Consider the following 25,545-nt stretch of genomic DNA (forward strand, 5'->3'; position numbering starts at 1 on the left):
TAAAATAAGACAGTATTTATAAGATGTTTAAATAGGATGGGTAAGCTGCAAATGAAAATATTTTAAATATATAGTATTAGGCATCTATGATGCCTAATACGAAATAACCATCTATGACTAACGATGGAATTCGCCAGCCGCTTCAGGTTGATAAACAATCTCTAACACACGAACGCGGGTTTCTACGCCATTAGGCAGTGCCCAGCTAATTTCATCATTGACGTGTAAGCCTAACAGCGCTGCACCGATCGGTGCCATGACAGACAGTTGTTCTGCGCTGTCTTTGAGTGACGCGGGATAAACTAGCGTACGAGTACGCTCTTCATTACTAATCAGATCCAAGAAACGAATGGTGCTGTTCATTGTGACAACATCCGCGGGGATCTCTTGCGGAGATACAATATCCGCACGATCTAATTCATCGTTAAGGGCTTCTGCAACAGGAGTACCGGCATAAGCAGGTTGCTCCATCAGTGCATCTAAGCGTTCAGCATCTAAATCATTGATAATAATTGTTGGCTTTGTCATACCACACTCCAATAGAAACGTACAAAGCAAACACCCCCCACCCAGAAGGTAGGGGGTGTTTGCTAGAAATAAATTATTTTAAAATATTAGGCGCTATGGGTGTTAAAGGGAAGAGATCGCGATCACGAACTCGGCGCCTATGCGTGTAAAACCTTGTATATTGTTAGTTCTAGAGGGATTAGCTGATAAGATTACTCTTCGTCAAACCCACTCTCGAACAGCTTAATGATTGCAGATAATGCCGATTCTTCATCGGGTCCACTAACCTCAATATCAATTTTACTACCCTGTTCCGAGTCTAACATCAACATAGCAATAACGCTATCCGCCTCCGCCTCAATTTGACTGTCATTTTTTAAAATAACCCTAGAGTTAAATTTTTTAACTAAATCATAGAGAAGCATTGCAGGCCTAGCATGCATGCCCAAGCGATTTTTAAGCGTAATAGTCGCTTTGACTGTCATTACTTACGTTTTTCTAATGTTCTGTGGCGAGACTGCACATTTTTCCCTCTTGAGCGGAAATAGTCAGCCAGTTGTTCTGCCACATACACCGAACGGTGCTTTCCTCCCGTACAGCCAATGGCGACAGTGAGGTAACTACGATTATTGGTTTCTAACATCGGTAGCCACAATTCAAGGTAGCTACGCGTCTGATAAATAAAGTTATGCACTTCAGTGTGTCGGTCTAAGAATGCCGCCACAGGACGGTCAAGACCAGTCATTGGACGTAATTTAGGATCCCAGTGTGGGTTAGGTAAAAAACGTACGTCAAACACGTAGTCGGCATCAATAGGAATACCATGTTTGAAACCAAAGGATTCAAACACCATGGTAAGCTCACGTTCTCGTTTGCCCATTAAGCGAGTTCTTAGCATCTCTGCTAACTCGTGTACCGACATTTCAGAGGTATCAATAACTAAATCGGCACGGGAGCGCAGTGGCTCTAACAGCTCGTTTTCTTCATCAATCGCACTTTCTAATGATAAGTTTTTGCTAGAAAGTGGGTGTAATCTGCGTGTATCACTATAACGGCGAATTAAGGTGTTGCGATCCGCATCCAGAAATAATAATTGCGGCGAGAAGCTTGATGGTAGTCTATCAATCGCTTCTTCGAAAACCTCTGGGTTATCCGGCATGTTACGCACGTCAATGCTCACCGCCGCTGAAATATTACGATCAGCGAGTGAATTAGCTAACTCCGGCAGTAGTACAACCGGTAGGTTATCCACACAATAGAAACCCATATCTTCCAGCGCGCGTAAGGCAACGGATTTTCCCGAACCGGAACGGCCGCTGACAATCATCAGCACCATGAGCTAACTCCCTTCTGTATCTTTAGGATCTGTATCTTAATGATCGATTTCTAACTGATCACCCAATTGTGATTATCGAGCACATCGAATTCTTTTTTGTATTTCGCCGTGTTTATGATGCCTAAGATGGGAAATCATAACAATTTCATCATCCTAGCACCAACACATATAAACAATAACCTACTCTACAATTATATTATATAACTCGTCATCACTTTGTGCTGAACGCAGACGTTTACATAATGTTTTATCCGCTAACTTTTTAGCGATTAAGGATAATGTATGCAAATGTGTTTTACACTGATCTGATGGAACGAGTAATGCAAAAAGTAGATCGACAGGTTGGTTATCAATAGCATCGAAAGAGATTGGCTCTTCTAAATGCAAAAATACGCCAACAGCGCGAGCATTTTCGCCTTCATTTAGCTTTCCATGAGGAATCGCAATTCCCCCGCCAATTCCCGTGGTTCCTACTTTTTCTCTGGTTAATAACGCTTCAAATACCGTATTTTCCGGCAATTCCAATTCAGCGGCAGCCAGTTCACTAATAATCTCTAGTGCTCTTTTCTTGCTCGTGCAGATGAGATTATTACGAGTACAACTTGCAGATAAAACATCGCTTAATTGGATTTCTATATCACTGTTCATTTTATTGTTCACTTAGGACTACAAAACCAGATGATGTATGCCATCATCTGGTTTAGAACATTAATCAATCAATAGATTGAAAATATGTATTAGTGTTGTCTCAGTTTTTCTTTATGTTTGGTTAATTGGCGGGAAAGTTTATCCACCAGTAAGTCGATTGCAGCGTACATGTCATTCTCTTCCGCCGTTGCGTGGAGTTCTGCACCATTGACTTGCACGGTAGCCTCAGCAATTTGCTGAACTTTCTCAACTTTCAGAACAACTTGGATACTGTTAATACGGTCAAACAATTGCTCTAATTTCTTGAGTTTTTTATCAACAATTTCGCGCAATGCAGGTGTAACTTCAATATTGTGCCCAGTAATCTGAAATTCCATACAATCTTCCTTATATTATCAATTAAACCAACTGCTTACGTTGATTTGATGGCGGAATAGATAACGACTCACGATACTTAGCAACAGTTCGACGGGCAACTTGAATACCTTGTTCAGCCAGCATACTCGTCAATTTACTGTCACTCAATGGTTTTGCTGGGTTTTCAGCAGCAACCAGTTTTTTCACCAGCGCACGAATGGCGGTTGAGGAGGCTTCTCCTCCGGTGTCGGTACTCACATGGCTGGAGAAAAAATACTTCAACTCAAAAATTCCCCGTGGACTATGGAGAAACTTTTGAGTTGTCACTCTTGAGATAGTCGATTCGTGCATATCCACTTGATAGGCTATATCTGCCAAAATCATCGGTTTCATATGCTCTTCGCCTAACTCAAAGAATTCTTGTTGTTGTTCTACAATACAAGTCGCCACTTTTAGCAGAGTCTCATGACGGCTCTCTAAGCTCTTAATCAGCCATTTTGCATCTTGTAAGTGACTGCGAATATACTGGGAATCACTTTCATTGGCTGAATTATTAACCATTGATGCATAATGATTATTGATACTTAGTTTAGGAATGCTATCTGTATTTAACTCAACTTGCCAGTGCCCACTGACTTTTTTCACCAGCACATCAGGAATAACATATTCCGATTCACCCGTATTGATGGATTGACCCGGTTTGGGATTGAGTGTCAGGATCAGGTCAATTGCCGTTTTTAAAGCGTCTTCTTTGAGGCGAGTGAGCTTACTTAGTTGCCTAAAATCACGGTTGGCGAGCAAATCAATATGATCGCTAATAATCACGCGAGCTTCTTGTAACCCAGCGGTTTCCTTAGGATATAAAGATAGCTGGATCAACAAACACTCTTTGAGATCTTGAGCCGCCACACCAAGGGGATCAAAGTGCTGGATACGTTTTAAGACAGCCACGACTTCTTCTAAGCTAATGTCGGGATCATCGATACCTTCATGGATTTCACTAATGGTATTGGTGAGGTAGCCCGATTCGTCGATGGAATCAATGATGGACGTCGCGATGGCTCGGTCGGTATCAGTAAATGGTGTTAAATTTGCCTGCCAAATTAAGTAATCTTGCAGGGTTTGCGTCGTTTCCCCTTGATAAACAGGAAGCTCATCAAAACTGTAGTCATTACTGGTTCCCGATGGTGTGCCAGCGGTATAAATCTCATCCCAATCGGCGTCTAAAGGAAGTTCATCGGGGATATCATTTTTTTCGAGGGCATCTTTGGTATCGATTTCGCTGCTGTCAGTATGACTACTTAAGATATCGAGGTTGTCCAGCTCAGGGGATTGTTCTTCTTGTTCAAGTAGCGGATTTGTTTCAAGAGCAAGTTGGATTTCTTGTTGCAGCTCGAGTGTAGACAGTTGCAACAGACGAATGGCCTGCTGCAATTGCGGTGTCATTGCAAGTTGTTGACTGACTCTGAGCTGTAAACTTTGCTTCATGAATGTGCTTTATTCTCCATTACAACCCACACAACCAATATCATAGCAATCAACGATACGGCTAAAGACGAAAAGACTTTCTGGACTACAGTCTGAAACCTTCCCCTAAATACACACGTTTAACCTGTTCATTTTCAAGGATCATCTCTGGAGTACCATGGGCAATCAGGTGTCCTTGACTCACAATATAAGCTCTTTCACAAACATCGAGAGTTTCACGAACATTATGGTCGGTGATTAATACGCCTAATCCATAATCTCGTAAATGCTGGATAATTTTTTTGATATCCAACACTGAAATTGGGTCAACCCCTGCAAATGGCTCATCCAATAAAATAAACTTTGGATTAGCAGCCAGTGCTCGTGCGATTTCTACTCGGCGGCGTTCACCACCAGAAAGTGACTGACCAATATTGTCACGCAAGTGAGTAATACTGAACTCTTCCATTAGCTCTTCAGCGCGATCTTTTCGTTGCTGAGAATCTAAATCAGAGCGGATCTCTAATACCGCCATCAGATTGTCATAGACACTTAGGCGACGAAAGATAGAGGCTTCTTGAGGAAGGTAACCAATCCCGCGACGCGCACGTTCGTGCAGAGGCAGCAAACTAATATCTTCCCCATCGATTAAAATTTTACCTGCATCCCGCTGAACAATCCCGACGACCATATAAAAGGTAGTGGTTTTACCTGCACCGTTTGGGCCTAATAGACCAACGATTTCACCTGATTTAACTTCCAGGCTAACATCTTCAACAACGTTGCGTTTTTTATAGGATTTAGCCAGATGCTCTGCGGTTAATGTTGCCATGACAATTATTTACTCTTACTGGTTGATGAACCTTGTGCGGCCGGACCTTTTTCTTGTAACTGTGCAGGTAACAAGACGGTGGTTACGCGCTTACCTTTATCACTGAATGCTTCCATTTTTTGAGTTGGAACCACATAGGTAATTTTATCGCCTTTAATATTGCTATCGAGCTGCTCGAGATAAGCGTCGCCAGTTAACGTTACAAGTTGCTGATCAACTTCATAGCGTGCTTTTGATGCGTGACCTTTAATTGGCTTACCATCATCTTGTAGCTGAAAGAATGTGACTGGCGTACCGAAAGCTTCAATGACAATTTTATCTGAATCGCTACTTGGGCGAGTGACAACCACTTTATTTGCACGGATATCAATAGAGCCCTGTTTGATCACCACGTCATCAGTAAATGTGGTGACATTTTTTTCTAAATCAAGGGATTGCTTAACCGAGTTGATTGTCATCGGTTGCTGAGTATCAGTTTTCAGTGCCATTGCCGGCAGACTTAGAGCTAACATTGCGCTAGCAATAGCTCCTTGAATAAAACGTTTCTTAGTGACTGGATTCATTTTGTTGCTCTTTCGGTTGTAACTCATATTGAGTTTTAACATCTTCAATTAATTCAGCGGTTCGACTGCGAAGATTCCCGCGCATTTTTAAGCCCGTTGAATTTAGCCCTTGCCCGATAATGGTGACTTTATCGTCAGATGAAACATCTTGTGTCACGAGGTTGACGACGGCATTATCCGTTAGAACACGCTGGATTTGTGACTCCTGAGTCAAGCTATCAACCTGAACATCACTATAAAGATAGAGTACACGCTCTTTGGTTAATCTTGCTTTTATCGACTTAACGGTCCAAGTCGGAACCCCTGCATCGTTATAGGTTGTTAATACTGGGTTCGTAAACCAAGTAATTTTCCCACTGGTATAATTATCTACTTTCTTGGCGGCGAGTTTATACGCTAAATCACCCATCGGATTATAGACGAAAGTTACTGAATCATCAGTTTGATAATTAGGTTGCCCGTCATTTATTTCGGTACCTGCTACTTGGAGGTCATCTTGCCCGGTAAAGTTCCAGCCAATAAGCCCTAAAGCTATCAGGGATAAAATAAGGATTAACCACTTCTTCGCGTTACTCATGAATGATATCTATTCTTTAAATCGATAAGCCTTTAGCTTCGTCTAGTTTATTTTGAGCTAGCAAGATCAGGTCGCATAGTTCACGTACAGCGCCTTTTCCGCCACCAATACGAGTGACATAGTCTGCTTTAGGTAACAATAGGGGATGCGCATCAGCTACAGCCACAGATAACCCAACTTTTGCCATCACAGGCCAGTCAATTAAGTCATCGCCGATATACGCCGTTTGCTCTTCAGTTAACTGTAGTGTATCTAACAGTTCACGATACGCCAAAAGCTTATCGCTTTGTCCTTGGTAAAGATATGTAATACCCAATGTTTTGGCTCTATCTTCAAGGAGTTTAGCTTTGCGTCCAGTGATAATCGCAACCTCGATTCCCGAGGTTAATAAGCAGCGGATACCATAGCCATCACGCACATTAAAGGCTTTCAGCTCTTCACCATTATTACCCATAAAAATTAAGCCATCGGACATCACGCCATCGACGTCACAAATTAACAGTTTAATTTTGGCTGCTTTTTCTATCACAGAATTGGCCACTGCCCCATAGCAAGTATTCTGATAATTAGCGTTCATATCATTTCCTTTATTTATACAACCCCTGCTTGCAGCAGATCGTGCATATGAAGAACACCCACTAATTTGTTGCCGTCAGCGACTAACAGTGAAGTAACATGTCGAGATTGCATAAGATTTAGTGCTTCAACAGCCAGCATACCCGGGGCAACTCGAATACCACCTGGAGTCATTAAATCGGCAATTTTGGCGTTATTGAGGTCAATGCCCATATCAAAGATACGGCGTAAATCCCCATCGGTGAAAATACCTTCAATATTCATGTCATCGCCACAAATAACGGTCATACCTAGTTTTTTGCGAGTGATTTCAATTAAGGCTTCACGTAAAGAAGCACTTTTAGAAATATGCGGGATATCATCACCAGTACTCATTAAATCACGAACTAATAATAAAAGTTTGCGTCCAAGTGCGCCCCCTGGATGTGACAGGGCAAAATCATCTGCTGTAAAGCCTCGTGCAGTTAATAATGCAATGGCTAATGCATCTCCCATTACTAGGGTTGCAGTGGTGCTGGTGGTCGGTGCTAAACCTAACGGACAAGCTTCTTGTGGTACTTTGATGCACAGATGAATATCCGCATATTTTCCCATGCTGCTTTCTGGGTTATTGGTCATGCAGATTAATGGCACTTTAATGCGTTTAAGTACTGGAAGCAGAGCTAAAATTTCCCCTGATTCCCCTGAATTTGAGATCGCTAATACAATATCTTTATCGGTGACCATACCAAGATCACCATGACTTGCTTCTCCGGGATGAACAAAAAATGAAGGTGTTCCTGTACTCGCAAGTGTTGCTGCGATTTTTGTTCCAATATGCCCTGATTTTCCCATCCCCATAACGACAACTTTGCCTTGGCAAGAAAAAATTTTCTGACAAGCGAGGTCAAAATCATGATTGATATATTGTTCTAGGTTTTTTAGACCTTCGCGTTCGATATGGAGAACTTCTTTACCTACTTTCTGAAAATCGATATTTGACATTTCTAGTTCCATGGGTAGTTTCGGTTGGATCAAATTAGCAAAATTGGATTGTATAACGAATACTTAGTATCAGTAAGTATTTTGTCTGCTAAGCTTTCATTAATCCTGTCAGTACAGCTAGTTATTATCTAATAAAGAGAAAAAACGTCCGAATAAATACCTAGCAGCACCGATGTCCAAAAAAATATTTTCTAGTTCGCATACTCTTGTGTTGGATAGGTAAATTTCTAAGAGCTATCTTCTATTAATTAGGTAAAATATTCGTTAACTATAGTGAAATTTAACTCATATTCATCCGAATAGTGGTTTATCTCTATTTATAGTCACATCCACCGTCATATTTTCGGCGATATAGTACTATAAATAATAGGTTGATGTGATATAGGACGATTTTGGGTTTATTTTTCTGTAAAATCCCGACTTAATTTTAAAAATCTAAGTTTGGCATATAACCGAGTTATTAAACGATGCAAGCACAGACAGACAACTTAATCGAAGTCAAAAATATGTCATTTACGCGGGGAAATAGGAAAATATTTGAGAATATTAACCTAACAGTACCTCGCGGTAAGATCACGGCGATTATGGGGCCTTCAGGGATCGGTAAAACGACATTATTACGCCTGATTGGTGGTCAGTTACGTCCTGAAGAAGGTGAAATATGGTTTGATGGCGACAATATTCCTGCGTTGTCTCGTTCTAAATTGTATCAATCACGTAAGAAAATGAGCATGCTGTTTCAATCCGGTGCGTTGTTTACGGATATGGACGTGTTTAATAATGTGGCTTTTCCATTGCGCGAGCATACGAACTTACCAGAATCATTGATTCATACGACAGTGATGATGAAATTAGAAGCGGTTGGGCTACGTGGTGCGGCACAGTTGATGCCGTCTGAATTATCGGGTGGAATGGCTCGCCGTGCAGCACTAGCCAGAGCGATTGCACTGGATCCAGATTTAATTATGTTTGATGAGCCTTTTGTTGGGCAAGACCCGATTACAATGGGTGTTTTGGTCAAGCTAATCGATGAACTCAATCAAGCACTTGGGGTTACCTGTGTCGTGGTTTCCCATGATGTTCCTGAAGTTTTGAGCATTGCTGATAAAGCTTATATTGTAGCGCAGCAGCATGTGATTGCGAAAGGAACGGGAGAAGAGCTACGGGAAAATCAAGACCCGCGAGTGAGACAGTTTATGGATGGTATTGCTGATGGTCCGGTGCCGTTTCGGTTCCCGGCTAATGACTACTCAGCTGATTTATTAGGGTAAATAAAGATGATAATAAAGGCGATAGCTGCCTTCGGACGTCGGTGGATTGAGACTTTTGCAGCGTTTGGTCGTGCGGGCTATATGCTGTTTCGTGCATTATTCGGTAAGCCTGAATTTGCGAAACAGTGGCCGCTATTAATGCAGCAGCTTTATTCAGTGGGCGTTCAGTCGCTCCTGATTGTTGCGGTATCGGGTTTATTTATTGGCATGGTTTTGGGGCTTCAAGGTTATTTGGTATTAACCACATTTAGTGCTGAAGCTAGTCTTGGCATGATGGTGGCGTTATCACTGTTGCGTGAATTAGGCCCCGTTGTCACTGCCTTGCTGTTTGCGGGGCGAGCGGGATCAGCCTTAACAGCCGAAATTGGTTTAATGAAAGCAACGGAGCAAATTTCGAGTTTAGAAATGATGGCAGTCGATCCTCTAAGACGCGTAATTGCACCAAGATTTTGGGCCGGTTTTATTAGCATGCCATTATTATCCCTAATTTTTGTTGCCGTCGGTATTATTGGCGGTGCGATTGTTGGGGTGGATTGGAAAGGCATTGATCCCGGCTTCTTTTGGTCATCAATGCAGTCTTCCATTGAATGGCGATTAGATATAGTGAACTGCTTTATCAAGAGTTTAGTCTTCGCGATAACGGTGACTTGGATTGCACTCTTTAATGGTTATGATGCAATTCCAACTTCAGAAGGGATTAGCCGAGCGACAACTAAAACGGTTGTTCATGCATCGTTATCGGTTTTGGGGTTAGATTTCGTACTGACAGCACTGATGTTTGGGAACTAAGTCATGCAAAGTAAAAAAAGTGAAATATGGGTTGGTTGTTTTATGTTGTTGGCGATCGCCGCAATTGTATTCTTATGCTTAAAAGTCGCTGATTTAAAATCGATTGGGAGTCAATCAACCTATCAAGTTTCAGCTCCCTTCGAAAATGTGGGAGGCTTAAAGGTCGGTTCTCCCGTCAAGGTCGGTGGTGTGGTTATTGGGCGTGTTGCGAGTATCTCGTTAGACAAAAAGAACTATGTTCCCGAAGTGAAAATCGACTTATTGAGTGAGTACGATAATATTCCGGATTCCAGTTCTTTGTCGATTCGTACCTCAGGTTTGCTGGGCGAGCAATATATTGCGATGAATATTGGACCTGATGATGAAGATATGGGAATTGCGATTTTGAAAGATGGAGGGCGTTTAGAAGATACTAAGCCAGCCATGGTGTTAGAAGATTTAATCGGTCAGTTCTTATATAAGAGTGGCGATAGCCAAGGTACAGAGCCTGCTCAAGCCCCTGCACCGGCACATTAATTTTGGTGTTCCCTGTGAATTTAAAAGGAATAAATTATGTTTAAACGTTTATTGATGGTTGCGATGCTTGCGATTGCCCCATTTGCGATGGCAATCGACCAAACCAATCCTTATAAATTAATGGATGAGGCGGCAGATAAAACTTTTAATCGATTAAAGTCAGAGCAGCCTAAAATTAGACAGAATCCTGATTATTTGCGTACTATTGTGCGTGAAGAATTACTGCCATATGTACAGATTAAATATGCAGGGGCATTGGTATTAGGGACCTATTATAAAGGCGCAACCCCTGCACAGCGCGATGCTTATTTTAAAGCATTCGAAGCCTATCTTGAGCAAGTTTATGGTCAAGCATTAGCTATGTATCATGGTCAAACTTATAGCATTGCCCCAGAGCAACCGTTAGGGGATAAAAATATTGTTGCAATCCGTGTGACGATCAATGATACCAATGGTCGCCCGCCTGTACGTCTAGATTTTCAATGGCGTAAAAACAGTAAAACGGGTTACTGGCAAGCTTATGACATGATCGCTGAAGGTGTCAGCATGATCACCACAAAACAGAATGAGTGGGGCGATATTCTACGTAAGCAAGGTATTGATGGCTTAACTCAACAGTTAGAGCGCAGTGCTCAAATCCCTATTACTTTAGAAGAGAACAGGTAATATGAGCGGTCAGCTGTCATGGGCGCAGAGTGAAACAACATTAGTTATTTCAGGGATTTTGGATCGAGATTCAATATTAGGGTTTTGGGAAAAACGCCAGTCGTTACTCAGCCATATAGAGTCTATTGATGTTTCCAATTTATCCCATGTGGATTCAACAGGCTTAGCGATGTTAGTCCGCCTTAAAGGCGAATATCAATCCCAGCAGCGTCCACTGAAATTTGTGGGTATCAGCGATAACCTGAATACCTTGATTGAGCTGTATGGTGTGAAAGCTTTTCTCATCAATTAGGTCAAGTTATGTAAAAAAGAGCGCCTCTGTGTGTTTTTGTGTACCAGAGGCGTTTTCTATGGTTTAAGTGTTGTGCTGGATCTATTAGGATAGGCACCTATATTTACTATCATGAATAATCATAAGATTGAGTTATTATGGAAACCAACGAAATAAAGCAAGTATTGATGGAAAAGCTGTCTCTGGATGAAGCGATCGTGACTGGCGATGGCAGCCACTTTCAAGTCATTGCTGTGGGCAGCCTATTTGACGGCATGAGCCGTGTTAAGCAGCAGCAGGCTATTTATGCTCCGTTAATGGAATATATTGCGGACAACCGGATTCATGCGCTTTCAATCAAAGCTTATACGCCAGCACAGTGGGAGCGAGACCGTAAACTGAGTGGGCTATAAGCATTAAAATGTAAGCGAACAGTTTGTAATATTTGACACACGAGAATATCAGAATGGATAAATTTTTAGTCAAAGGACCAACCCGCCTGTCGGGGGAAGTTTCTATCTCAGGCGCTAAAAACGCCGCACTCCCAATCCTGTTCGCTGCTTTATTAGCTGAAGAGCCTGTAGAAATACAGAATGTCCCTAAGCTGAAAGATATCGATACAACGATTAAGTTACTGAGCCAACTTGGTGTCAAAATTGAACGTAATGGTTCTATTTTTGTTGATGCTAGCAATGTGACTGAATATTGTGCCCCCTATGACCTAGTGAAAACCATGCGTGCATCTATTTGGGCATTAGCTCCGCTGGTGGCGCGTTTTGGTCATGGTGAAGTTTCTTTACCGGGCGGCTGTGCTATCGGCGCACGTCCAGTTGACTTGCACATTAGTGGCTTAGCACAATTAGGCGCACATATCGTTTTAGAAGACGGCTATGTGAAAGCGACCGTTGATGGTCGTTTAAAAGGTGCAGATATCGTGATGGATAAAGTGAGTGTAGGTGCAACCATCAGCATTATGACGGCAGCCACACTCGCTGAAGGTACCACGACTATTGAAAATGCAGCTCGTGAACCTGAAATTGAAGATACTGCGAATTTCTTAAACACACTCGGCGCTAAAATTACAGGTGCAGGAACTGACCGCATTGTGATTGAAGGCGTGCTGCGCTTAGGTGGCGGAGTGTATCGAGTTCTTCCTGACCGTATTGAAACAGGTACCTTTTTAATTGCTGCGGCAGTTTCTCGCGGTAAAGTTATTTGTCGCAACGCATGTCCAGATACGTTGGATGCGGTGTTAGCCAAATTACGTGAAGCAGGTGCTAAGATTGAAGTGGGTGACGATTGGATCAGTCTTGATATGGAAGGCAAACGTCCTAAAGCAGTGACTTTACGTACAGCGCCACATCCTGGTTTCCCTACTGATATGCAAGCCCAGTTCAGTTTACTGAATTTAGTCGCCGAAGGTGCAGGTATGATCACGGAGACTATCTTTGAAAACCGTTTCATGCACATTCCAGAGCTGATTCGTATGGGGGCTCACGCAGATATCGAAAGTAATACGGTATTATGTCACGGAGTTGAAAAACTGACAGGGGCACAGGTTATGGCAACTGACTTACGTGCATCAGCAAGTTTAGTGATTGCGGGCTGTATTGCGGAAGGAACCACGACGGTTGACCGTATTTATCATATCGACCGTGGATATGAAAATATTGAAGATAAATTACGTGGTTTAGGTGCAAATATTCAACGAGTTCACTCTGAAGAATAATTGAGCATAGAGCGGGTTGAATCGCTAAATTAAGAAAAGGTTGTTCTGTAGCGGAACAGCCTTTTTTATTAGAAAAATTTTAGTTGGCTGCTTGCCCTTCAGGTAATTCTTCAATGACGACATCAATATTTTTTATTTCACCATCTCGTAGGATTTGAACTGGAATTTTACTGCCAGGACGAATTTCAGCGACGTAATCCATAGTTTCTGCGGCAGAGACAGCCGGTTTACCATCTAAGGACAAAATGATATCCCCTTGAATAATACCAGATTTACCCGCAGGTCCATTTGGTGATACTTGGAAGATACGTAAACCTTGAATCTGATTAATATTGTTATTGTTTGAACGAATTTGTGGCAATTCGCGGGCAGTAATACCGATATAACCGCGGATCACTCGGCCATCACGGATTAATTTCTCCATGATCTTAGTGGCTAGAGGCGTTGGAATGGCAAAGCTTAACCCTTCGGAGTTAAGACCTTGTCCCGCGCTAAAGGAGAGGGTGTTGATCCCAACTAATTCACCTTCAGTATTAATCAGCGCACCGCCGGAGTTACCGGAGTTTATCGAGGCATCGGTTTGTAGAAAATTTTGCCTACGTGTAGAACTTAATCCAACACGCCCAGTGGCGCTGATAATACCTTGAGTGACTGTTTGTCCAAGGTTATACGGATTACCAATGGCTAAAACCACATCTCCTACATGAGTAACTCGACGCGTATTAATTGGGATCACTGGAAGATTTTCCGCATCAATTTTCAATACAGCAAGATCAGTGAGGGGATCAGAACCCACCAATAAGGCATCAAAAATAGCGCCATCCTGTAATGCGACGAGGATTTGGTCAGGGTTATCAACGACATGTTTGTTGGTAATAATATAGCCATTGGTGCTAAGGATCACTCCAGAACCCAGTGATTGTAACTCCCGCCCGGACTGGGAGAAACTGCCTTTAGAGCTACTATAAACATACACAACCGCTGGCGCGGCACGGCGCACAGCTTTATTGTAACTAACTGGCTCGCTATTGGTTTTGCCATACAGTAAGTTGGCTAACCCTTGTGGGCGCAAGGAAGGGACCGCAATAATGATAATCGAGGCGGTAACTAAACCTAGCACGACAGACAAAAGTAGCTTTTTGACCATATTAAAGGTTACCAAGGTTAGCTTGATTAGATTTATTTTATAGGTAGATACTTTGAGCATAACATAAAAAAACAGGTACAGCAGAGTGTACTGTACCTGTTTTATTGATTTAAATAGTTTTTATTAATGAATTAGTTTTTCATCAATAAATAGAGGGTTTCACCACCACGTAAGACTTTCATTGCCAGTACTGGAGGTTTGCTCTCTATGATTTTGCGGAACTGTTCGATGTTTTCGACTCGAGCATCATTCACACCAAAGATCAGGTCACCTTTCACTAAGCCAACTAATGCCGCTGGTGATTTCGGTGCTACATTGTCAATTTGAACCCCTTTAGTATTGCTAACAATCGCATTTGAGATTGTTGCACCTAATAATGATTCACTGAGTTTTTCCGCTTTTGTCGCAGAACCTTCATCGCTGTCTAGGACGACTTTCACTTCCATTGGCTTACCTGAGCGGATCAGACCAAGGGTGATTTCTTTACCTAGTTGACTCGTTCCAATTTTGGCTCTTAATTCTGCAAAGCTATTGATTCGTTTACCATCAACAGAAACTAATACGTCACCAGATTTAATACCGGCCTTCGCTGCCGATGACTTAGGAATGACTTCGCTGACGAATGCACCACGTTGAGCATCGATATTGAACGCTTTAGCGATGTCAGAGTTCATTTCAGTACCTTTGATACCTAAGATACCGCGTTTGACTTCACCGTGTTTAATCAGTTGCTCACTCAGGCTTTTCGCCATGTTGCTAGGGATAGCAAAGCCAATACCGATGTTACCGCCGCCTGGCGCTAAAATAGCAGTGTTAATACCAATCAATTCGCCGTTTAAGTTAACCAGAGCACCCCCTGAGTTACCACGGTTAATTGAGGCGTCAGTCTGGATAAAGTTTTCTAAACCTTCCAGATTTAAACCACTACGACCAAGTGCAGAAATAATCCCTGATGTTGCAGTTTGTCCTAAACCGAATGGGTTGCCGACAGCAACAGCAAAATCTCCAACACGCAGCTTATCTGAGTCAGCGATAGAGACGGCAGTTAAGTTTTTGATATCTTTAGCATTAGATATTTTTAATAACGCAATATCTGTTTGGGGATCTTTACCGATCAGTTTGACATCAATTTCTCGACCATCGTTAAGTTGGATTTGGATTTTGTCCGCACCATCAATAACGTGGTTATTGGTTAGCACATAACCTTGAGTGGCATCGATAATGACACCAGAACCTAACCCTTCAAATGGACGTACGCTTTGTTGTTGCGATGGTGTATTTGGCCCAAAGAAGAATTTCAATTCATCTGGAATCTGTTGTGTTTGAACGCGAGTACCTGAAACGTGAATGTTAACCACTGCCGGCAGTACTTTTTCCAGCATAGGTGCCAAGCTTGGCATATTTTGACTTTGTGCAGACGTCGGTAACGTTGCAGGCAACGCAGCACTACTAATTGCAGGGATAGTTGCTAGAGTTAACCCTAAGCTCATTGCGACAGCCGTTAGAAAAAAATTTTTTCTTTTCATCATTCCGTAGATTCTCTCAAAATAAAATATCAACTCACGATAGAAACCTCGATTAAAACATCATGAATTGAGATATTTGTTGGTCTCAAATTTAACTTAACTGAGTACTATGACTACAGATTATGCTCAAAAGTTCCCAATGCGGATAGTACTTATCCACTATTTTACATCTGTTTACATGATATTTAAGTGAAACTCGAACTTCTATACAGTTATTAAATTAACTATAAGATTTTATTCATAATTGGATGGGATATGAATGTACTGAGGGGAATCGACTGAAATATTGAATAGCCACCCGTAATGTAGGATTACGGGTGGCTGAATAGCGTAATTACTTCTCTTTTTCTTCAACTGGGCGGAATAACCCTGAAGCGCCTTCAGAATAATCTCTTGGTGGCATTTTTACCGGAGCTTGATCGTTATCAGCTTCAGATTCAGTCAAACGGTAGTTGAACGGATTATCTTGCATATCAGGCATTAACTCTGATGAGCTTTGAGCCATATGTTGATACAGCTGGCGATAGTCACGTGCCATTTTATCCAGTAATTCTGCGCTGCGAGCAAAGTGGCTGACAAGTTCTTTACGATACTCTTCGAGTTCAGTACTTTTCTTGTCTAATTCAGCCTGTGCTGTTTTTTGTTGACGAAGTTTTGGATTGCCATAACGCACAACCAATGCGCCGATGATAAAACCAACAACTAATCCTATTAGTGCATACTCCCAAGTCATGCTAACTCCTTCGTTTACTTCAATCAAAATTCACAGAAAATATTCGCCAAAAATTTAGCTCGATTACCCTAACTATACCCGTTAATGGCCAATCTGTTAATGACTAAAGAGTGGAATAATAAAGCAAAATTCCTTACTCTATGCCGAATGGTTAATCGAAAGTTAAATGATAACAGAATCTGGTTATAATAAAGGCAGTGTATATCATATAACGGTAAAAAAAACCGAAAATTTTAAGGATTATTCAGTTGATGTCGCCGATGACCCCTACTATGCGTTACCAGCAGGCAATTGCTCAAGGCAATTTTCAGCCGGACGATGTTCAAAAGCAAGCAGTCGAGCGTTTAGATAAAATTTATCAACAACTTTGCAGTGCAACACCTTGTTTTCCCAATGAGAAACCGAAAGGCTTAAAACAACGTTTTGGTCGTTTGCTCGGCAAACCATCAACAAAAAGCTGCGAGCCTGTACAAGGGTTATATATGTGGGGGGGAGTTGGTCGAGGAAAAACATGGCTGATGGATATGTTTTATGACAGCCTGCCTGGCGATCGAAAATTGCGCTTACATTTCCACCGCTTTATGAAGAAAGTGCAGGAAGATTTAATGGCATTACAAGGGCAAGAAAACCCATTAGAAACTATCGCCGATGAGTTTAAAAAACAGACGGATGTATTGTGTTTTGATGAGTTTTTCGTGTCTGATATTACCGATGCCATGATCTTAGGGACTTTGCTTGAAGGTCTATTCGCTCGTGGAATTACGTTAGTTGCTACATCGAATATTACTCCAGACAACCTTTATCGTAATGGACTACAACGGGCACGCTTCTTACCTGCCATTGAGCAAATTAAAAAGTATTGCGATGTCATGAATGTGGATGCTGGAATTGATTATCGCCTGCGTACATTGACACAAGCACATCTATTTTTATCACCAATTAATGAACAAAACCGTCAGCATCTCGATGAAACGTTCATTAAATTAGCGGGTAAAGAGGGGCACAAAACCCCTGTATTGGAAGTAAATCATCGCCAAATGCAGGCAATTCGCTCCGCAGAAGGTGTACTTGCCATTAGTTTTAAAGTGTTGTGTGAAGAGCCTCGTAGTCAAAATGACTATATCTACCTCTCTAACTGCTATCACACTGTACTTCTGTACGATGTGCCTGTAATGGGAATGGCGGATGAGAATCCAGCTAGACGTTTCCTCGCGCTTATTGATGAGTTCTACGAGCGTAAGGTAAAATTAATGATTAATGCGCAAGTGCCGATGGAGTCACTCTATCAAGGGCAACTTTTAGCATTTGAGTACCAACGTTGCTTTTCTCGCCTACAAGAAATGCAGAGCGAAGAATATTTAAAGATCCCGCATTTATCATAGGTTTTTATCAGTACGATAAAAACAGCGTAAGTTTGGGCGTTTAATGAGCATATAACGCTGATTATCGATTCGAATGTAAAAAAAATGCATTTGGGGTCGATTTTTGTCGCTGACTTCTCTATAATCTTGCGACCCCACGTTACAGCGTTATTTTTTATTTCCCAAAAAATAACGCATTAATGCCGGCTAGGCTGCTCGAAGGGGTAGGTTTGCTGGACAATGAGTCGCGTGAACCTCTAGTAACTTTACGAACATGAGTGTTCACTCAACGTGTAACTTCAATATTGGGTAAGTTTTAATGAAAACTTTTACAGCTAAACCAGAGACCGTAAAACGTGACTGGTATGTTGTTGATGCAGATGGCAAAACTTTAGGCCGTCTTGCAACTGAAATTGCTAGCCGTCTGCGCGGTAAGCATAAAGCGGAATATACTCCGCACGTGGACACTGGTGATTACATCATCGTTCTGAATGCAGAAAAAATTGCTGTTACCGGCAAAAAACGCGAAGACAAAATCTACTATCGCCACACTGGCCATGTAGGTGGAATCAAGCAAGCAACTTTCGAAGAGATGATTGCTCGTAGTCCTGAGCGTGTGCTTGAAATCGCGGTTAAAGGCATGTTGCCAAAAGGACCTCTGGGTCGTGCAATGTACCGTAAACTGAAAGTTTACGCAGGTAATGAGCACAACCACGCGGCTCAACAACCGCAAGTTCTTGACATTTAATCGGGATTATAGCAATGGCTGAAAATCAATACTACGGCACTGGTCGCCGCAAAAGCTCATCTGCTCGTGTCTTTATTAAGCCGGGTAGCGGTAACATCACAATCAATCAACGTACACTGGAACAATACTTTGGTCGCGAAACTGCGCGCATGGTTGTTCGTCAGCCGTTAGAACTGATTGAAATGTTGGAAAAATTTGACCTATACATCACTGTTAAAGGTGGTGGTATCTCTGGTCAGGCAGGCGCAATCCGTCACGGTATTACTCGTGCACTGATGGCTTATGACGAGACTCTTCGTTCTGATCTGCGTAAAGCTGGTTTTGTTACCCGTGATGCGCGTTCTGTTGAACGTAAGAAAGTGGGTCTGCGTAAAGCACGTCGTCGTCCACAATTCTCCAAACGTTAATTTATTGCCCTCTGGGCATGAAGTTAATGAAAAAACCCGTCTTTATGGCGGGTTTTTTATTATCTATAGAAAATGGAATATTGAGTTACGAGTGAGTTTAATTAAGAATAAAAGACAAAGATGATTAATTCCACTACAGTTATGCATAGTCTTTTAATGTCATTCACATTTATTATTAATATTTAACACACTAACGCTGGAGTTAACTCTAGGTTTTTTATTCTTTGATTTATGCCTTAATTGAGTATTTAATTCTGATTTTTGATTATTCCCCCTCGAAAAACAAAATTAACCGATGATTTTCTCTGGGTTAGCCCCCTAAACTGTACAAAATCTGTTAGAATATGTCCCAGTTTTTTTATTCAATTATTTCTCGCTTTTATTTCGCGGGATGGTTGTGCTGGCTTTCAATCTGGGTAGTGAAGGTTAAGCGCAGGGGATTTTAAAAAATAAAAATGATGAAGCCGGTCTTTAGCTTGTGCGAGTCATTTTTATAATTTGGAGGTTTTAATGGCTGTTGCTCCTAATAAACGTTCGGTAATGACATTGTTTTCAGGTCCAACTGATATTTTTAGCCATCAAGTACGTATTGTTTTGGCTGAAAAAGGCGTGAGTGTTGAAGTTGAAAATGTCGAGCCTGGTCATATACCTCAAGACCTTATTGATTTAAACCCGTATAGAACTGTACCAACACTGGTTGATCGTGACTTAACACTCTATGACCCACTGATTATCATGGAATACCTCGATGAGCGTTTCCCGCATCCACCATTAATGCCAGTATATCCAGTGGCTCGTGGTACTAGTCGTCAAATGATGTACCGTATTCAGAAAAACTGGTATTCACTAATGAATCAAATAGAGAAAGGTAGTGCTCAGGAAGCTGAAAGCGCGCGTCGACAATTAGCTGAAGAGCTGATTGCAATATCTCCTGCATTTGAACACATGCAATTCTTCATGAGTGATGAGTTTAGCTTAGTCGATTGCTACTTAGCGCCGCTATTATGGCGTTTACCTGTATTGGGTATTGAATTAAAGCCATCTAGCAGCAAGTTTTTACAGCTGTACATGCAGCGTGTATTTGACCGTGGTTCATTCTTTGCATCTTTAACTGAATTAGAGCGCGAAATGCGTAAGTAAAATCGAGGCTAAGTCGTATGATGGAAATGGCACCAATGACACCACGTCGACCTTATCTACTGCGAGCTCACTATGAGTGGTTGTTGGATAACGATATGACCCCGCATTTGGTGGTTGATGTCACACTTCCCGCAGTCAATGTCCCGATGGAATTTGCCCGAGATGGGCAAATTGTATTAAATGTAGCGCCTCGTGCCGTGGGTAATTTTGAAATTACCAACGAAGAAGTTCGCTTCAATGCTCGATTTGGTGGAGTGCCTCGTCAGGTATACGTTCCAATGGCTGCAATTATGGCTGTGTATGCTCGTGAAAATGGTGCTGGTATGATGTTTGAACCTGAAGCGGCTTATGATGAGCATTTTTCAGAAGAAAACGACGTAACAGACGAAACATCGGCAGACAATATTATTTTGGTTCATGACGAGTCAGCTCAAACTGACGAATCATCTACACCAGACGATGAACCGCCAAGACCACCGAAAGGGCGCCCGACTCTGCGAGTTGTTAAATAGATAAAAAAGAGGGATTTATTCCTCTTTTTTTTATCAAAAATAAATTAAATACCTAAATACAGTAATATACCTTCAGCTGCACCTCGACCATCGGCAATGGCAGTCACAACTAAATCAGAGCCATGAACGACATCCCCACCAGCAAAAACCTTATGATGTGAAGTCTGATATGGAAATTCGCTATGGCGTTGAGCCTTGATTCGTCCTTGAGGATCACGCTGAATCTCACATGATGGAAGCCATGGCATAGGATCAGATTCAAAGCCAAACGCAATGATGATGATATCTGCGGGGAGTTCAACAGTATTTTTTTCATTAACACTGGGTTGAGTGTTCGTGGTGTTAATTCCTACAACGTGATGATTTTTATTAACTTTAATGCTCACTGGTTGTAAGTTAAAATAAAAATCTACGCCCTCCTCTTCGGCATGCAAAACTTCCCGTTTTGCTGCGGGCATGTCTGTTTTTTTTCGGCGATAGAGGCAGCTAACGTGTTGAGCTCCTTGTCGAATAGCGGTTCGTACACAATCCATCGCTGTATCTCCGCCACCTAATACCACAACACGCTGATGTGCCACATTGATGTAAGGAAAATCGGTATTTTCAGGGTAGTGCATTAAATGCCGAGTATTGGCGACTAAATAGGGGAGTGCGTTATAGACTCCTATAGCCTTTAGGTTAGTAAGTTGTCCATCGATAGGCTGATGGGTTCCCGTTGCAATAAAAACCGCGTCAAACCCATTCAGTAGGCTTTCAAAGGGAACATCATGCCCAACTTGGCAATCTAATTTGAATTTGATCCCCATCTCTTCAAAAATCCGTCGACGATGTTGCATGATGGTTTTTTCAAGTTTAAACGCGGGAATACCAAAAGTGAGTAAGCCACCAATTTCCGGGTGTCGATCAAACACGGTGACTTGTACGCCATTGCGAGCAAGCACATCAGCACAGCCCAAACCTGCCGGACCCGCTCCAATAATGGCGACGCGTTTATTTGTCGCTGTGACATGGGAAATATCAGGACGCCAGCCCAACTCAAAAGCTTTATCGGTAATCTCACGTTCAAGATGCCCAATAGTGACTGAACCAAAGGTTTCATTCAGCACGCACACCGCTTCACATAATTTTTCTTGAGGACATACTCGACCACAGACTTCGGGCAGGCTATTGGTATGATGGCAAAGCTCCGCAGCTTCAAGTATTTTGCCTTCCGCCGCTAATTTTAACCAGTTAGGAATGTGATTATGTAGCGGGCATTTCCATTCACAGTAAGGACTCCCACAAGACAAACAGCGCTGTGCTTGATTCTGCACTTCGATACCACTGATTGGCTGGTAAATTTCAATGAACTCAATTTTACGGATGTTGAGACCTTTGGTTTTTGGCTCAACACGTTGTGAACCGTCATGCGATGCAGACATGTTGATCCTTATTGCGTAATTTGTTTCATGGGTATGACGTGAATTAAAGTTTACTTTGATAAAGTTGATTTAAATAGTGATTATCATAATAAAGTCACCAATTGAGCTGATGATAATCTATCGATGATGAGGTGATTTAATGAGCAGGATCGACATTTCGTATGAATCTACATTCGAAACATCCTTGTTTGATATATGATTCATAGAGAATTTAACTAAGGGGTGGTTATGAAAGTACTTCGCGGTCTAGCACAATATTATGTCGACCTGATGATGAAACTGGGGTTAGTACGTTTCTCTTTGCTACTAGCATCAGCGTTGATTGTGCTTGCGATGATAATGCAAATGGCAGTGGCAATTTTCTTACGTGGACACGTGGATAGCCTCGATATGGTAGGTTCAATCCTATTTGGATTAATCATTACGCCATTGGCCGTTTATTTTCTTTCCGTCGTGGTCGAACAATTGGAAGAGTCACGTCAGCGCTTAACGCGTATGGTCGATAAACTTGAGGTTATGAGACATCGGGATGCGGAGCTAAATACCCAACTTCAAGGCAATATTGAGCAACTGAATCTAGAAATTATTGAACGAGAAAAAGCAGAAAGTGCCCACCTCGAATTATTAGAACAATTAAAACAAGAAATGAAATTTCGGGAACAAACCCAAATTGAGTTCGAACAGCAATCCGTGTTGTTACGCTCGTTTTTGGATGCCTCTCCTGACCTCGTTTATTACCGAAATGAAAATAACGAATTTTCGGGGTGTAACCGCGCCATGGAGTTACTCACAGGTAAAAGTGAGAAACAACTGGTGGGGCTAACACCATTAGATATTTATGATGCCGAAATAGCGGCAAAAGTAATGGAGACTGACGAAAAAGTCTTCAGACATAACGTTGCACTTACTTACGAACAGTGGCTGGTGTATCCCGACGGACGCAAGGCCTGTTTTGAATTACGTAAAGTACCATTTTACGATCGTGTTGGTAAACGACATGGGCTAATGGGCTTTGGTCGCGATATAACCGAGCGTAAACGTTATCAGGAGGCGTTAGAGAACGCGAGTAGGGATAAGACCACCTTCATTTCAACGATCAGCCACGAGCTTCGTACGCCGCTTAATGGCATTGTGGGGCTTAGCCGCATACTTCTGGATACCAAACTTAGTAAGGAGCAAGCCAGCTACCTGAAAACTATCCATGTCAGCGCTATCACGTTGGGCAATATCTTTAATGACGTTATCGAGATGGACAAGATTGAACGTCGTAAAGTGCAATTGGATAACCAACCCGTCGTACTACCTGAATTTGTCAATGATCTCGAAAACTTGAGTGGACTACTTGTTCAGCCAAAGGGGCTGAAATTTGTTCTGGATGTCGCTCGAGGGCTACCAAAAACTATTCTGACGGATGGCACTCGCTTACGCCAAATTTTGTGGAATCTCATTGGTAACGCAGTGAAGTTTACTCAAAAAGGTGAAGTGAAGCTGAGTATATGGCGAGAAGCAGATAACAAACTATTTTTCCAAGTGAAAGACAGTGGTATTGGTATTCCGCAGGATGAACTCGATAAAATTTTCGCGATGTATTACCAAGTTCGAGATTCTGCGGGTGGACGCCCTGCAACCGGAACGGGGATTGGGCTTTCTGTATCTCGTAGGCTAGCACAAAGTATGGGTGGAGATATTCAGGTTGAAAGCAAAATTGGTCAGGGTTCAACATTCACATTATCCATTACAGCCCCTGTTGTTGAAGATCAAATTGAGGAGCAACAAGAAAATGAAGATGATTATCCGCTCCCCGCTCTCCATATCTTACTAGTCGAAGATATCGAACTTAACGTGGTTGTGGCGTGTTCTGTGCTAGAGAACCTTGGCAATACGGTTGACGTCGCCATGACAGGTAAAGATGCATTGGAAATGTTCGCACCAGGTGAGTATGACCTTGTTCTACTAGATATCCAATTACCAGATATGACAGGCTTGGATATTTCTAGACAACTAAAACAGCAGTACGACAAGGAAGATTTACCACCATTAATTGCATTAACTGCCAATGTATTGAAAGACAAGAAAGAGTACTTTGATGCGGGAATGGATGGTGTTCTAAGCAAACCTTTATCCGTTCCAGCCTTGACTCAAGTTATTGAGCAATTCTGGGGCGACAATGCCTCCGCTAACCATGAACATACGGAGAATATCTCAATGTCTGAAGTTGATGAATCCATTCTAGATTGTGACATGCTTGAGCAATATATTGATTTAGTGGGACCAAAGCTGATTTACGACGGGTTGGCGGTATTCGAGAAGATGATCCCTGGTTATCTCGCTATTCTTGATACCAATATGGTGGCTAAAGATCAAAAAGGGATTGTTGAAGAAGCTCACAAAATCAAAGGGGCAGCGGGTTCCATTGGACTGAAAAATTTACAGAAACTTGCTCAGCAAATTCAATCACCGGAATTACCGGCTTGGTGGGATAATGTTCAAGAGTGGGTAGATGAGCTAAAACAGGATTGGAAGTCAGATATAGAAACTTTGAGAAACTGGGTTGATAACCGTACAAAAAAATAACCCCAACCGAAGTCGGGGTGCGCGAATACTGCGCCAACACCAGGGAAATCATTGATTCGCTTATGATTTTATTGTAGGCGAATCATTAAAATACATTTGTCGTGACTCAGACATTACCACGATACCAAAATTTAGTGAACCTGTTACAAGATTCATTAAAATCTGTGATGAAGATTGATGTTTGTCTGTTTGGTGTCTGAGGAGTAATTTACTACAAAAGGCGGAAGATATGAAATCAATTGCGGTAATTTTAAGTGGCTGTGGTGTTTTTGATGGGAGTGAAGTTCATGAGACAGTATTAACTATGCTGGCTTTAAGTGAAAATAATGCTGAAGTCTATTTTTTTGCTCCAAATGAAGATCAAGCTACTGTAATTAATCACATTAATGGTAGTTTAAAAACAGAAAAACGCAATCAAATGGAAGAATCTGCACGTATTTCTCGTGGTAAAATAGCCCCTTTATCATCAGCTGATGCGAATAAGCTGGATGCCCTTATAATTCCAGGTGGTTTTGGTGTGGCAAAAAATCTATGTAATTTCGCAGTGAAAGGAAGTGACTGTGAAATTAATAAAGAACTATTAAGTTTAGTTCAGGCAATGTACCAGCAGAAAAAGCCACTAGGACTGATGTGCATTGCTCCTGTCATGCTACCAAAGATGCTTAATACATCAGTGAAACTAACAATTGGTGATGATGCTGAAACGATTGCTCAAATTGAAAAAATGGGCGGTCAGCATGTTGTCTGTTCTGTTGATGATATTGTTGTGGATGAAACTCACAAGGTTGTTACAACTCCTGCTTATATGCTGGCTCAATCTATTGCAGAGGTGAATAGTGGGATCAGTAAGCTTGTGAAGAAAGTACTGGAAATGGCGTAATTAACGG

29 protein-coding genes are annotated in these 25,545 nt (G+C 41.9%); 14 read left to right on the forward strand and 15 right to left on the reverse strand.

The genetic code is table 11. The annotated features are described in order from the left end of the window. Positions 1-117: 117 nt before the first annotated feature. The 11 genes from rnk to kdsD form a co-directional block, all read right to left on the reverse strand. Positions 118-528 carry a nucleoside diphosphate kinase regulator gene (gene rnk / locus PR761_RS11920; protein WP_006814236.1) on the reverse strand — a complete coding sequence of 137 codons (411 nt, stop codon included), beginning with the start codon at positions 526-528 and terminating at the stop codon, positions 118-120. A 191-nt stretch (positions 529-719) separates the two neighbouring features. Then, positions 720-992 (reverse strand): PTS phosphocarrier protein NPr, encoded by a 273-nt coding sequence (npr, locus tag PR761_RS11925; protein ID WP_154610914.1) that lies wholly within the window; start codon positions 990-992, stop codon positions 720-722. Then, positions 992-1,843: an RNase adapter RapZ gene (gene rapZ / locus PR761_RS11930; RefSeq protein WP_006814234.1), complete on the reverse strand. Its 852-nt coding sequence runs from the start codon at positions 1,841-1,843 to the stop codon at positions 992-994. The genes npr and rapZ overlap by 1 nt, the downstream gene beginning before the upstream one ends. A 180-nt stretch (positions 1,844-2,023) precedes the next feature. Beyond that, positions 2,024-2,491 (reverse strand): PTS IIA-like nitrogen regulatory protein PtsN, encoded by a 468-nt coding sequence (gene ptsN / locus PR761_RS11935; RefSeq protein WP_006814233.1) that lies wholly within the window; start codon positions 2,489-2,491, stop codon positions 2,024-2,026. Positions 2,492-2,580: 89 nt separating this feature from the next. Continuing rightward, positions 2,581-2,868 (reverse strand): ribosome hibernation promoting factor, encoded by a 288-nt coding sequence (gene hpf, locus PR761_RS11940; protein ID WP_006814232.1) that lies wholly within the window; start codon positions 2,866-2,868, stop codon positions 2,581-2,583. Positions 2,869-2,890: 22 nt separating this feature from the next. Then, a complete protein-coding gene (rpoN, locus tag PR761_RS11945) occupies positions 2,891-4,336 on the reverse strand; it encodes an RNA polymerase factor sigma-54 (RefSeq protein ID WP_006814231.1) in 1,446 nt (481 codons plus the stop codon). Between the two features lie 85 nt (positions 4,337-4,421). Continuing rightward, positions 4,422-5,147: an LPS export ABC transporter ATP-binding protein gene (gene lptB / locus PR761_RS11950; protein ID WP_006814230.1), complete on the reverse strand. Its 726-nt coding sequence runs from the start codon at positions 5,145-5,147 to the stop codon at positions 4,422-4,424. A 5-nt stretch (positions 5,148-5,152) separates the two neighbouring features. Further along, positions 5,153-5,710, reverse strand: a complete 558-nt coding sequence (gene lptA / locus PR761_RS11955; RefSeq protein WP_006814229.1) for a lipopolysaccharide ABC transporter substrate-binding protein LptA — start codon at positions 5,708-5,710, stop codon at positions 5,153-5,155. Continuing rightward, positions 5,694-6,287, reverse strand: a complete 594-nt coding sequence (gene lptC, locus PR761_RS11960; RefSeq protein WP_006814228.1) for an LPS export ABC transporter periplasmic protein LptC — start codon at positions 6,285-6,287, stop codon at positions 5,694-5,696. The genes lptA and lptC overlap by 17 nt, the downstream gene beginning before the upstream one ends. 16 nt (positions 6,288-6,303) lie before the next feature. Then, the gene (kdsC, locus tag PR761_RS11965; protein ID WP_006814227.1) at positions 6,304-6,864 is read right to left on the reverse strand and encodes a 3-deoxy-manno-octulosonate-8-phosphatase KdsC; all 561 of its coding nucleotides are present in this window, start codon (positions 6,862-6,864) and stop codon (positions 6,304-6,306) included. Between the two features lie 14 nt (positions 6,865-6,878). Beyond that, positions 6,879-7,847, reverse strand: a complete 969-nt coding sequence (gene kdsD / locus PR761_RS11970; RefSeq protein WP_039854757.1) for an arabinose-5-phosphate isomerase KdsD — start codon at positions 7,845-7,847, stop codon at positions 6,879-6,881. Between the two features lie 467 nt (positions 7,848-8,314). On the opposite strand from kdsD, the gene mlaF reads away from it, so the two are divergent. The 7 genes from mlaF to murA all read left to right on the forward strand — a co-directional run bounded on the left by mlaF (position 8,315) and on the right by murA (position 13,089). Further along, positions 8,315-9,118 carry a phospholipid ABC transporter ATP-binding protein MlaF gene (mlaF, locus tag PR761_RS11975; RefSeq protein WP_006814225.1) on the forward strand — a complete coding sequence of 268 codons (804 nt, stop codon included), beginning with the start codon at positions 8,315-8,317 and terminating at the stop codon, positions 9,116-9,118. Positions 9,119-9,124: 6 nt separating this feature from the next. Beyond that, on the forward strand, positions 9,125-9,907 hold the full coding sequence (gene mlaE, locus PR761_RS11980; RefSeq protein ID WP_006814224.1) for a lipid asymmetry maintenance ABC transporter permease subunit MlaE: 783 nt from the start codon (positions 9,125-9,127) through the stop codon (positions 9,905-9,907). Positions 9,908-9,910: 3 nt separating this feature from the next. Next, positions 9,911-10,423 (forward strand): outer membrane lipid asymmetry maintenance protein MlaD, encoded by a 513-nt coding sequence (gene mlaD, locus PR761_RS11985; protein ID WP_006814223.1) that lies wholly within the window; start codon positions 9,911-9,913, stop codon positions 10,421-10,423. Between the two features lie 36 nt (positions 10,424-10,459). Then, positions 10,460-11,089, forward strand: coding sequence for a phospholipid-binding protein MlaC (gene mlaC, locus PR761_RS11990; protein WP_006814222.1), 630 nt, complete (start codon positions 10,460-10,462; stop codon positions 11,087-11,089). 1 nt (position 11,090) lies between these two features. Beyond that, entirely contained in the window at positions 11,091-11,381 is a 291-nt protein-coding gene (mlaB, locus tag PR761_RS11995) for a lipid asymmetry maintenance protein MlaB (RefSeq protein ID WP_154610915.1), read from the forward strand. A 137-nt stretch (positions 11,382-11,518) separates the two neighbouring features. Further along, positions 11,519-11,773, forward strand: a complete 255-nt coding sequence (gene ibaG, locus PR761_RS12000; RefSeq protein WP_006814220.1) for a BolA family iron metabolism protein IbaG — start codon at positions 11,519-11,521, stop codon at positions 11,771-11,773. Between the two features lie 53 nt (positions 11,774-11,826). After that, positions 11,827-13,089, forward strand: a complete 1,263-nt coding sequence (murA, locus tag PR761_RS12005) for a UDP-N-acetylglucosamine 1-carboxyvinyltransferase (RefSeq protein WP_006814219.1) — start codon at positions 11,827-11,829, stop codon at positions 13,087-13,089. 79 nt (positions 13,090-13,168) lie between these two features. Here the strand turns inward: murA and degS are convergent, their stop codons facing one another. The 3 genes from degS to zapG all read right to left on the reverse strand — a co-directional run bounded on the left by degS (position 13,169) and on the right by zapG (position 16,495). Then, complete coding sequence (gene degS / locus PR761_RS12010; protein ID WP_039854754.1) at positions 13,169-14,236, reverse strand: outer membrane-stress sensor serine endopeptidase DegS; 1,068 nt, start codon at positions 14,234-14,236, stop codon at positions 13,169-13,171. A 131-nt stretch (positions 14,237-14,367) separates the two neighbouring features. Continuing rightward, the gene (locus PR761_RS12015; RefSeq protein ID WP_164717609.1) at positions 14,368-15,762 is read right to left on the reverse strand and encodes a Do family serine endopeptidase; all 1,395 of its coding nucleotides are present in this window, start codon (positions 15,760-15,762) and stop codon (positions 14,368-14,370) included. 334 nt (positions 15,763-16,096) lie between these two features. Next, positions 16,097-16,495, reverse strand: coding sequence for a Z-ring associated protein ZapG (zapG, locus tag PR761_RS12020; protein WP_006814216.1), 399 nt, complete (start codon positions 16,493-16,495; stop codon positions 16,097-16,099). Positions 16,496-16,746: 251 nt separating this feature from the next. Here zapG and zapE point away from each other — a divergent pair, with 251 nt between their 5' ends. From zapE to sspB, 5 genes are all read left to right on the forward strand, one after another. After that, positions 16,747-17,877: a cell division protein ZapE gene (gene zapE, locus PR761_RS12025; protein WP_039854751.1), complete on the forward strand. Its 1,131-nt coding sequence runs from the start codon at positions 16,747-16,749 to the stop codon at positions 17,875-17,877. Positions 17,878-18,175: 298 nt separating this feature from the next. Then, positions 18,176-18,604: a 50S ribosomal protein L13 gene (rplM, locus tag PR761_RS12030; RefSeq protein ID WP_006814213.1), complete on the forward strand. Its 429-nt coding sequence runs from the start codon at positions 18,176-18,178 to the stop codon at positions 18,602-18,604. Positions 18,605-18,618: 14 nt separating this feature from the next. After that, positions 18,619-19,011: a 30S ribosomal protein S9 gene (gene rpsI, locus PR761_RS12035; RefSeq protein WP_006814212.1), complete on the forward strand. Its 393-nt coding sequence runs from the start codon at positions 18,619-18,621 to the stop codon at positions 19,009-19,011. Between the two features lie 510 nt (positions 19,012-19,521). Then, entirely contained in the window at positions 19,522-20,151 is a 630-nt protein-coding gene (sspA, locus tag PR761_RS12040) for a stringent starvation protein SspA (protein ID WP_006814210.1), read from the forward strand. A 20-nt stretch (positions 20,152-20,171) separates the two neighbouring features. Next, the gene (sspB, locus tag PR761_RS12045; protein WP_195848288.1) at positions 20,172-20,663 is read left to right on the forward strand and encodes a ClpXP protease specificity-enhancing factor; all 492 of its coding nucleotides are present in this window, start codon (positions 20,172-20,174) and stop codon (positions 20,661-20,663) included. A 44-nt stretch (positions 20,664-20,707) separates the two neighbouring features. Here the strand turns inward: sspB and PR761_RS12050 are convergent, their stop codons facing one another. After that, positions 20,708-22,084 (reverse strand): FAD-dependent oxidoreductase, encoded by a 1,377-nt coding sequence (locus PR761_RS12050; protein ID WP_006814208.1) that lies wholly within the window; start codon positions 22,082-22,084, stop codon positions 20,708-20,710. A gap of 228 nt (positions 22,085-22,312) precedes the next feature. On the opposite strand from PR761_RS12050, the gene arcB reads away from it, so the two are divergent. Beyond that, positions 22,313-24,658, forward strand: coding sequence for an aerobic respiration two-component sensor histidine kinase ArcB (gene arcB / locus PR761_RS12055; RefSeq protein WP_006814207.1), 2,346 nt, complete (start codon positions 22,313-22,315; stop codon positions 24,656-24,658). A gap of 229 nt (positions 24,659-24,887) precedes the next feature. After that, positions 24,888-25,538 carry an isoprenoid biosynthesis glyoxalase ElbB gene (gene elbB / locus PR761_RS12060; RefSeq protein WP_154610917.1) on the forward strand — a complete coding sequence of 217 codons (651 nt, stop codon included), beginning with the start codon at positions 24,888-24,890 and terminating at the stop codon, positions 25,536-25,538. The last annotated feature ends 7 nt before the right edge of the window (positions 25,539-25,545 follow it).

It is taken from the genome of Providencia sp. PROV210 (assembly GCF_028479445.1).
GTDB classification, from domain to species: Bacteria; Pseudomonadota; Gammaproteobacteria; order Enterobacterales; family Enterobacteriaceae; genus Providencia; species Providencia rustigianii.

Coding starts and splice junctions, on each gene's coding strand:
- lptB (WP_006814230.1), bottom strand. CDS start 5,147: ATGGCAACATTAACCGCAGAGCATCTGGCTAAATCCTATAAAAAACGC.
- mlaF (WP_006814225.1), top strand. CDS start 8,315: ATGCAAGCACAGACAGACAACTTAATCGAAGTCAAAAATATGTCATTT.
- rpsI (WP_006814212.1), top strand. CDS start 18,619: ATGGCTGAAAATCAATACTACGGCACTGGTCGCCGCAAAAGCTCATCT.
- degS (WP_039854754.1), bottom strand. CDS start 14,236: ATGGTCAAAAAGCTACTTTTGTCTGTCGTGCTAGGTTTAGTTACCGCC.
- kdsC (WP_006814227.1), bottom strand. CDS start 6,864: ATGAACGCTAATTATCAGAATACTTGCTATGGGGCAGTGGCCAATTCT.
- elbB (WP_154610917.1), top strand. CDS start 24,888: ATGAAATCAATTGCGGTAATTTTAAGTGGCTGTGGTGTTTTTGATGGG.
- rnk (WP_006814236.1), bottom strand. CDS start 528: ATGACAAAGCCAACAATTATTATCAATGATTTAGATGCTGAACGCTTA.
- zapG (WP_006814216.1), bottom strand. CDS start 16,495: ATGACTTGGGAGTATGCACTAATAGGATTAGTTGTTGGTTTTATCATC.
- PR761_RS12050 (WP_006814208.1), bottom strand. CDS start 22,084: ATGTCTGCATCGCATGACGGTTCACAACGTGTTGAGCCAAAAACCAAA.
- lptC (WP_006814228.1), bottom strand. CDS start 6,287: ATGAGTAACGCGAAGAAGTGGTTAATCCTTATTTTATCCCTGATAGCT.
- hpf (WP_006814232.1), bottom strand. CDS start 2,868: ATGGAATTTCAGATTACTGGGCACAATATTGAAGTTACACCTGCATTG.
- rapZ (WP_006814234.1), bottom strand. CDS start 1,843: ATGGTGCTGATGATTGTCAGCGGCCGTTCCGGTTCGGGAAAATCCGTT.
- mlaE (WP_006814224.1), top strand. CDS start 9,125: ATGATAATAAAGGCGATAGCTGCCTTCGGACGTCGGTGGATTGAGACT.
- ibaG (WP_006814220.1), top strand. CDS start 11,519: ATGGAAACCAACGAAATAAAGCAAGTATTGATGGAAAAGCTGTCTCTG.
- PR761_RS12015 (WP_164717609.1), bottom strand. CDS start 15,762: ATGAAAAGAAAAAATTTTTTTCTAACGGCTGTCGCAATGAGCTTAGGG.
- rplM (WP_006814213.1), top strand. CDS start 18,176: ATGAAAACTTTTACAGCTAAACCAGAGACCGTAAAACGTGACTGGTAT.
- sspB (WP_195848288.1), top strand. CDS start 20,172: ATGGAAATGGCACCAATGACACCACGTCGACCTTATCTACTGCGAGCT.
- sspA (WP_006814210.1), top strand. CDS start 19,522: ATGGCTGTTGCTCCTAATAAACGTTCGGTAATGACATTGTTTTCAGGT.
- arcB (WP_006814207.1), top strand. CDS start 22,313: ATGAAAGTACTTCGCGGTCTAGCACAATATTATGTCGACCTGATGATG.
- mlaC (WP_006814222.1), top strand. CDS start 10,460: ATGTTTAAACGTTTATTGATGGTTGCGATGCTTGCGATTGCCCCATTT.
- mlaB (WP_154610915.1), top strand. CDS start 11,091: ATGAGCGGTCAGCTGTCATGGGCGCAGAGTGAAACAACATTAGTTATT.
- lptA (WP_006814229.1), bottom strand. CDS start 5,710: ATGAATCCAGTCACTAAGAAACGTTTTATTCAAGGAGCTATTGCTAGC.
- rpoN (WP_006814231.1), bottom strand. CDS start 4,336: ATGAAGCAAAGTTTACAGCTCAGAGTCAGTCAACAACTTGCAATGACA.
- ptsN (WP_006814233.1), bottom strand. CDS start 2,491: ATGAACAGTGATATAGAAATCCAATTAAGCGATGTTTTATCTGCAAGT.
- kdsD (WP_039854757.1), bottom strand. CDS start 7,847: ATGTCAAATATCGATTTTCAGAAAGTAGGTAAAGAAGTTCTCCATATC.
- mlaD (WP_006814223.1), top strand. CDS start 9,911: ATGCAAAGTAAAAAAAGTGAAATATGGGTTGGTTGTTTTATGTTGTTG.
- npr (WP_154610914.1), bottom strand. CDS start 992: ATGACAGTCAAAGCGACTATTACGCTTAAAAATCGCTTGGGCATGCAT.
- zapE (WP_039854751.1), top strand. CDS start 16,747: ATGTCGCCGATGACCCCTACTATGCGTTACCAGCAGGCAATTGCTCAA.
- murA (WP_006814219.1), top strand. CDS start 11,827: ATGGATAAATTTTTAGTCAAAGGACCAACCCGCCTGTCGGGGGAAGTT.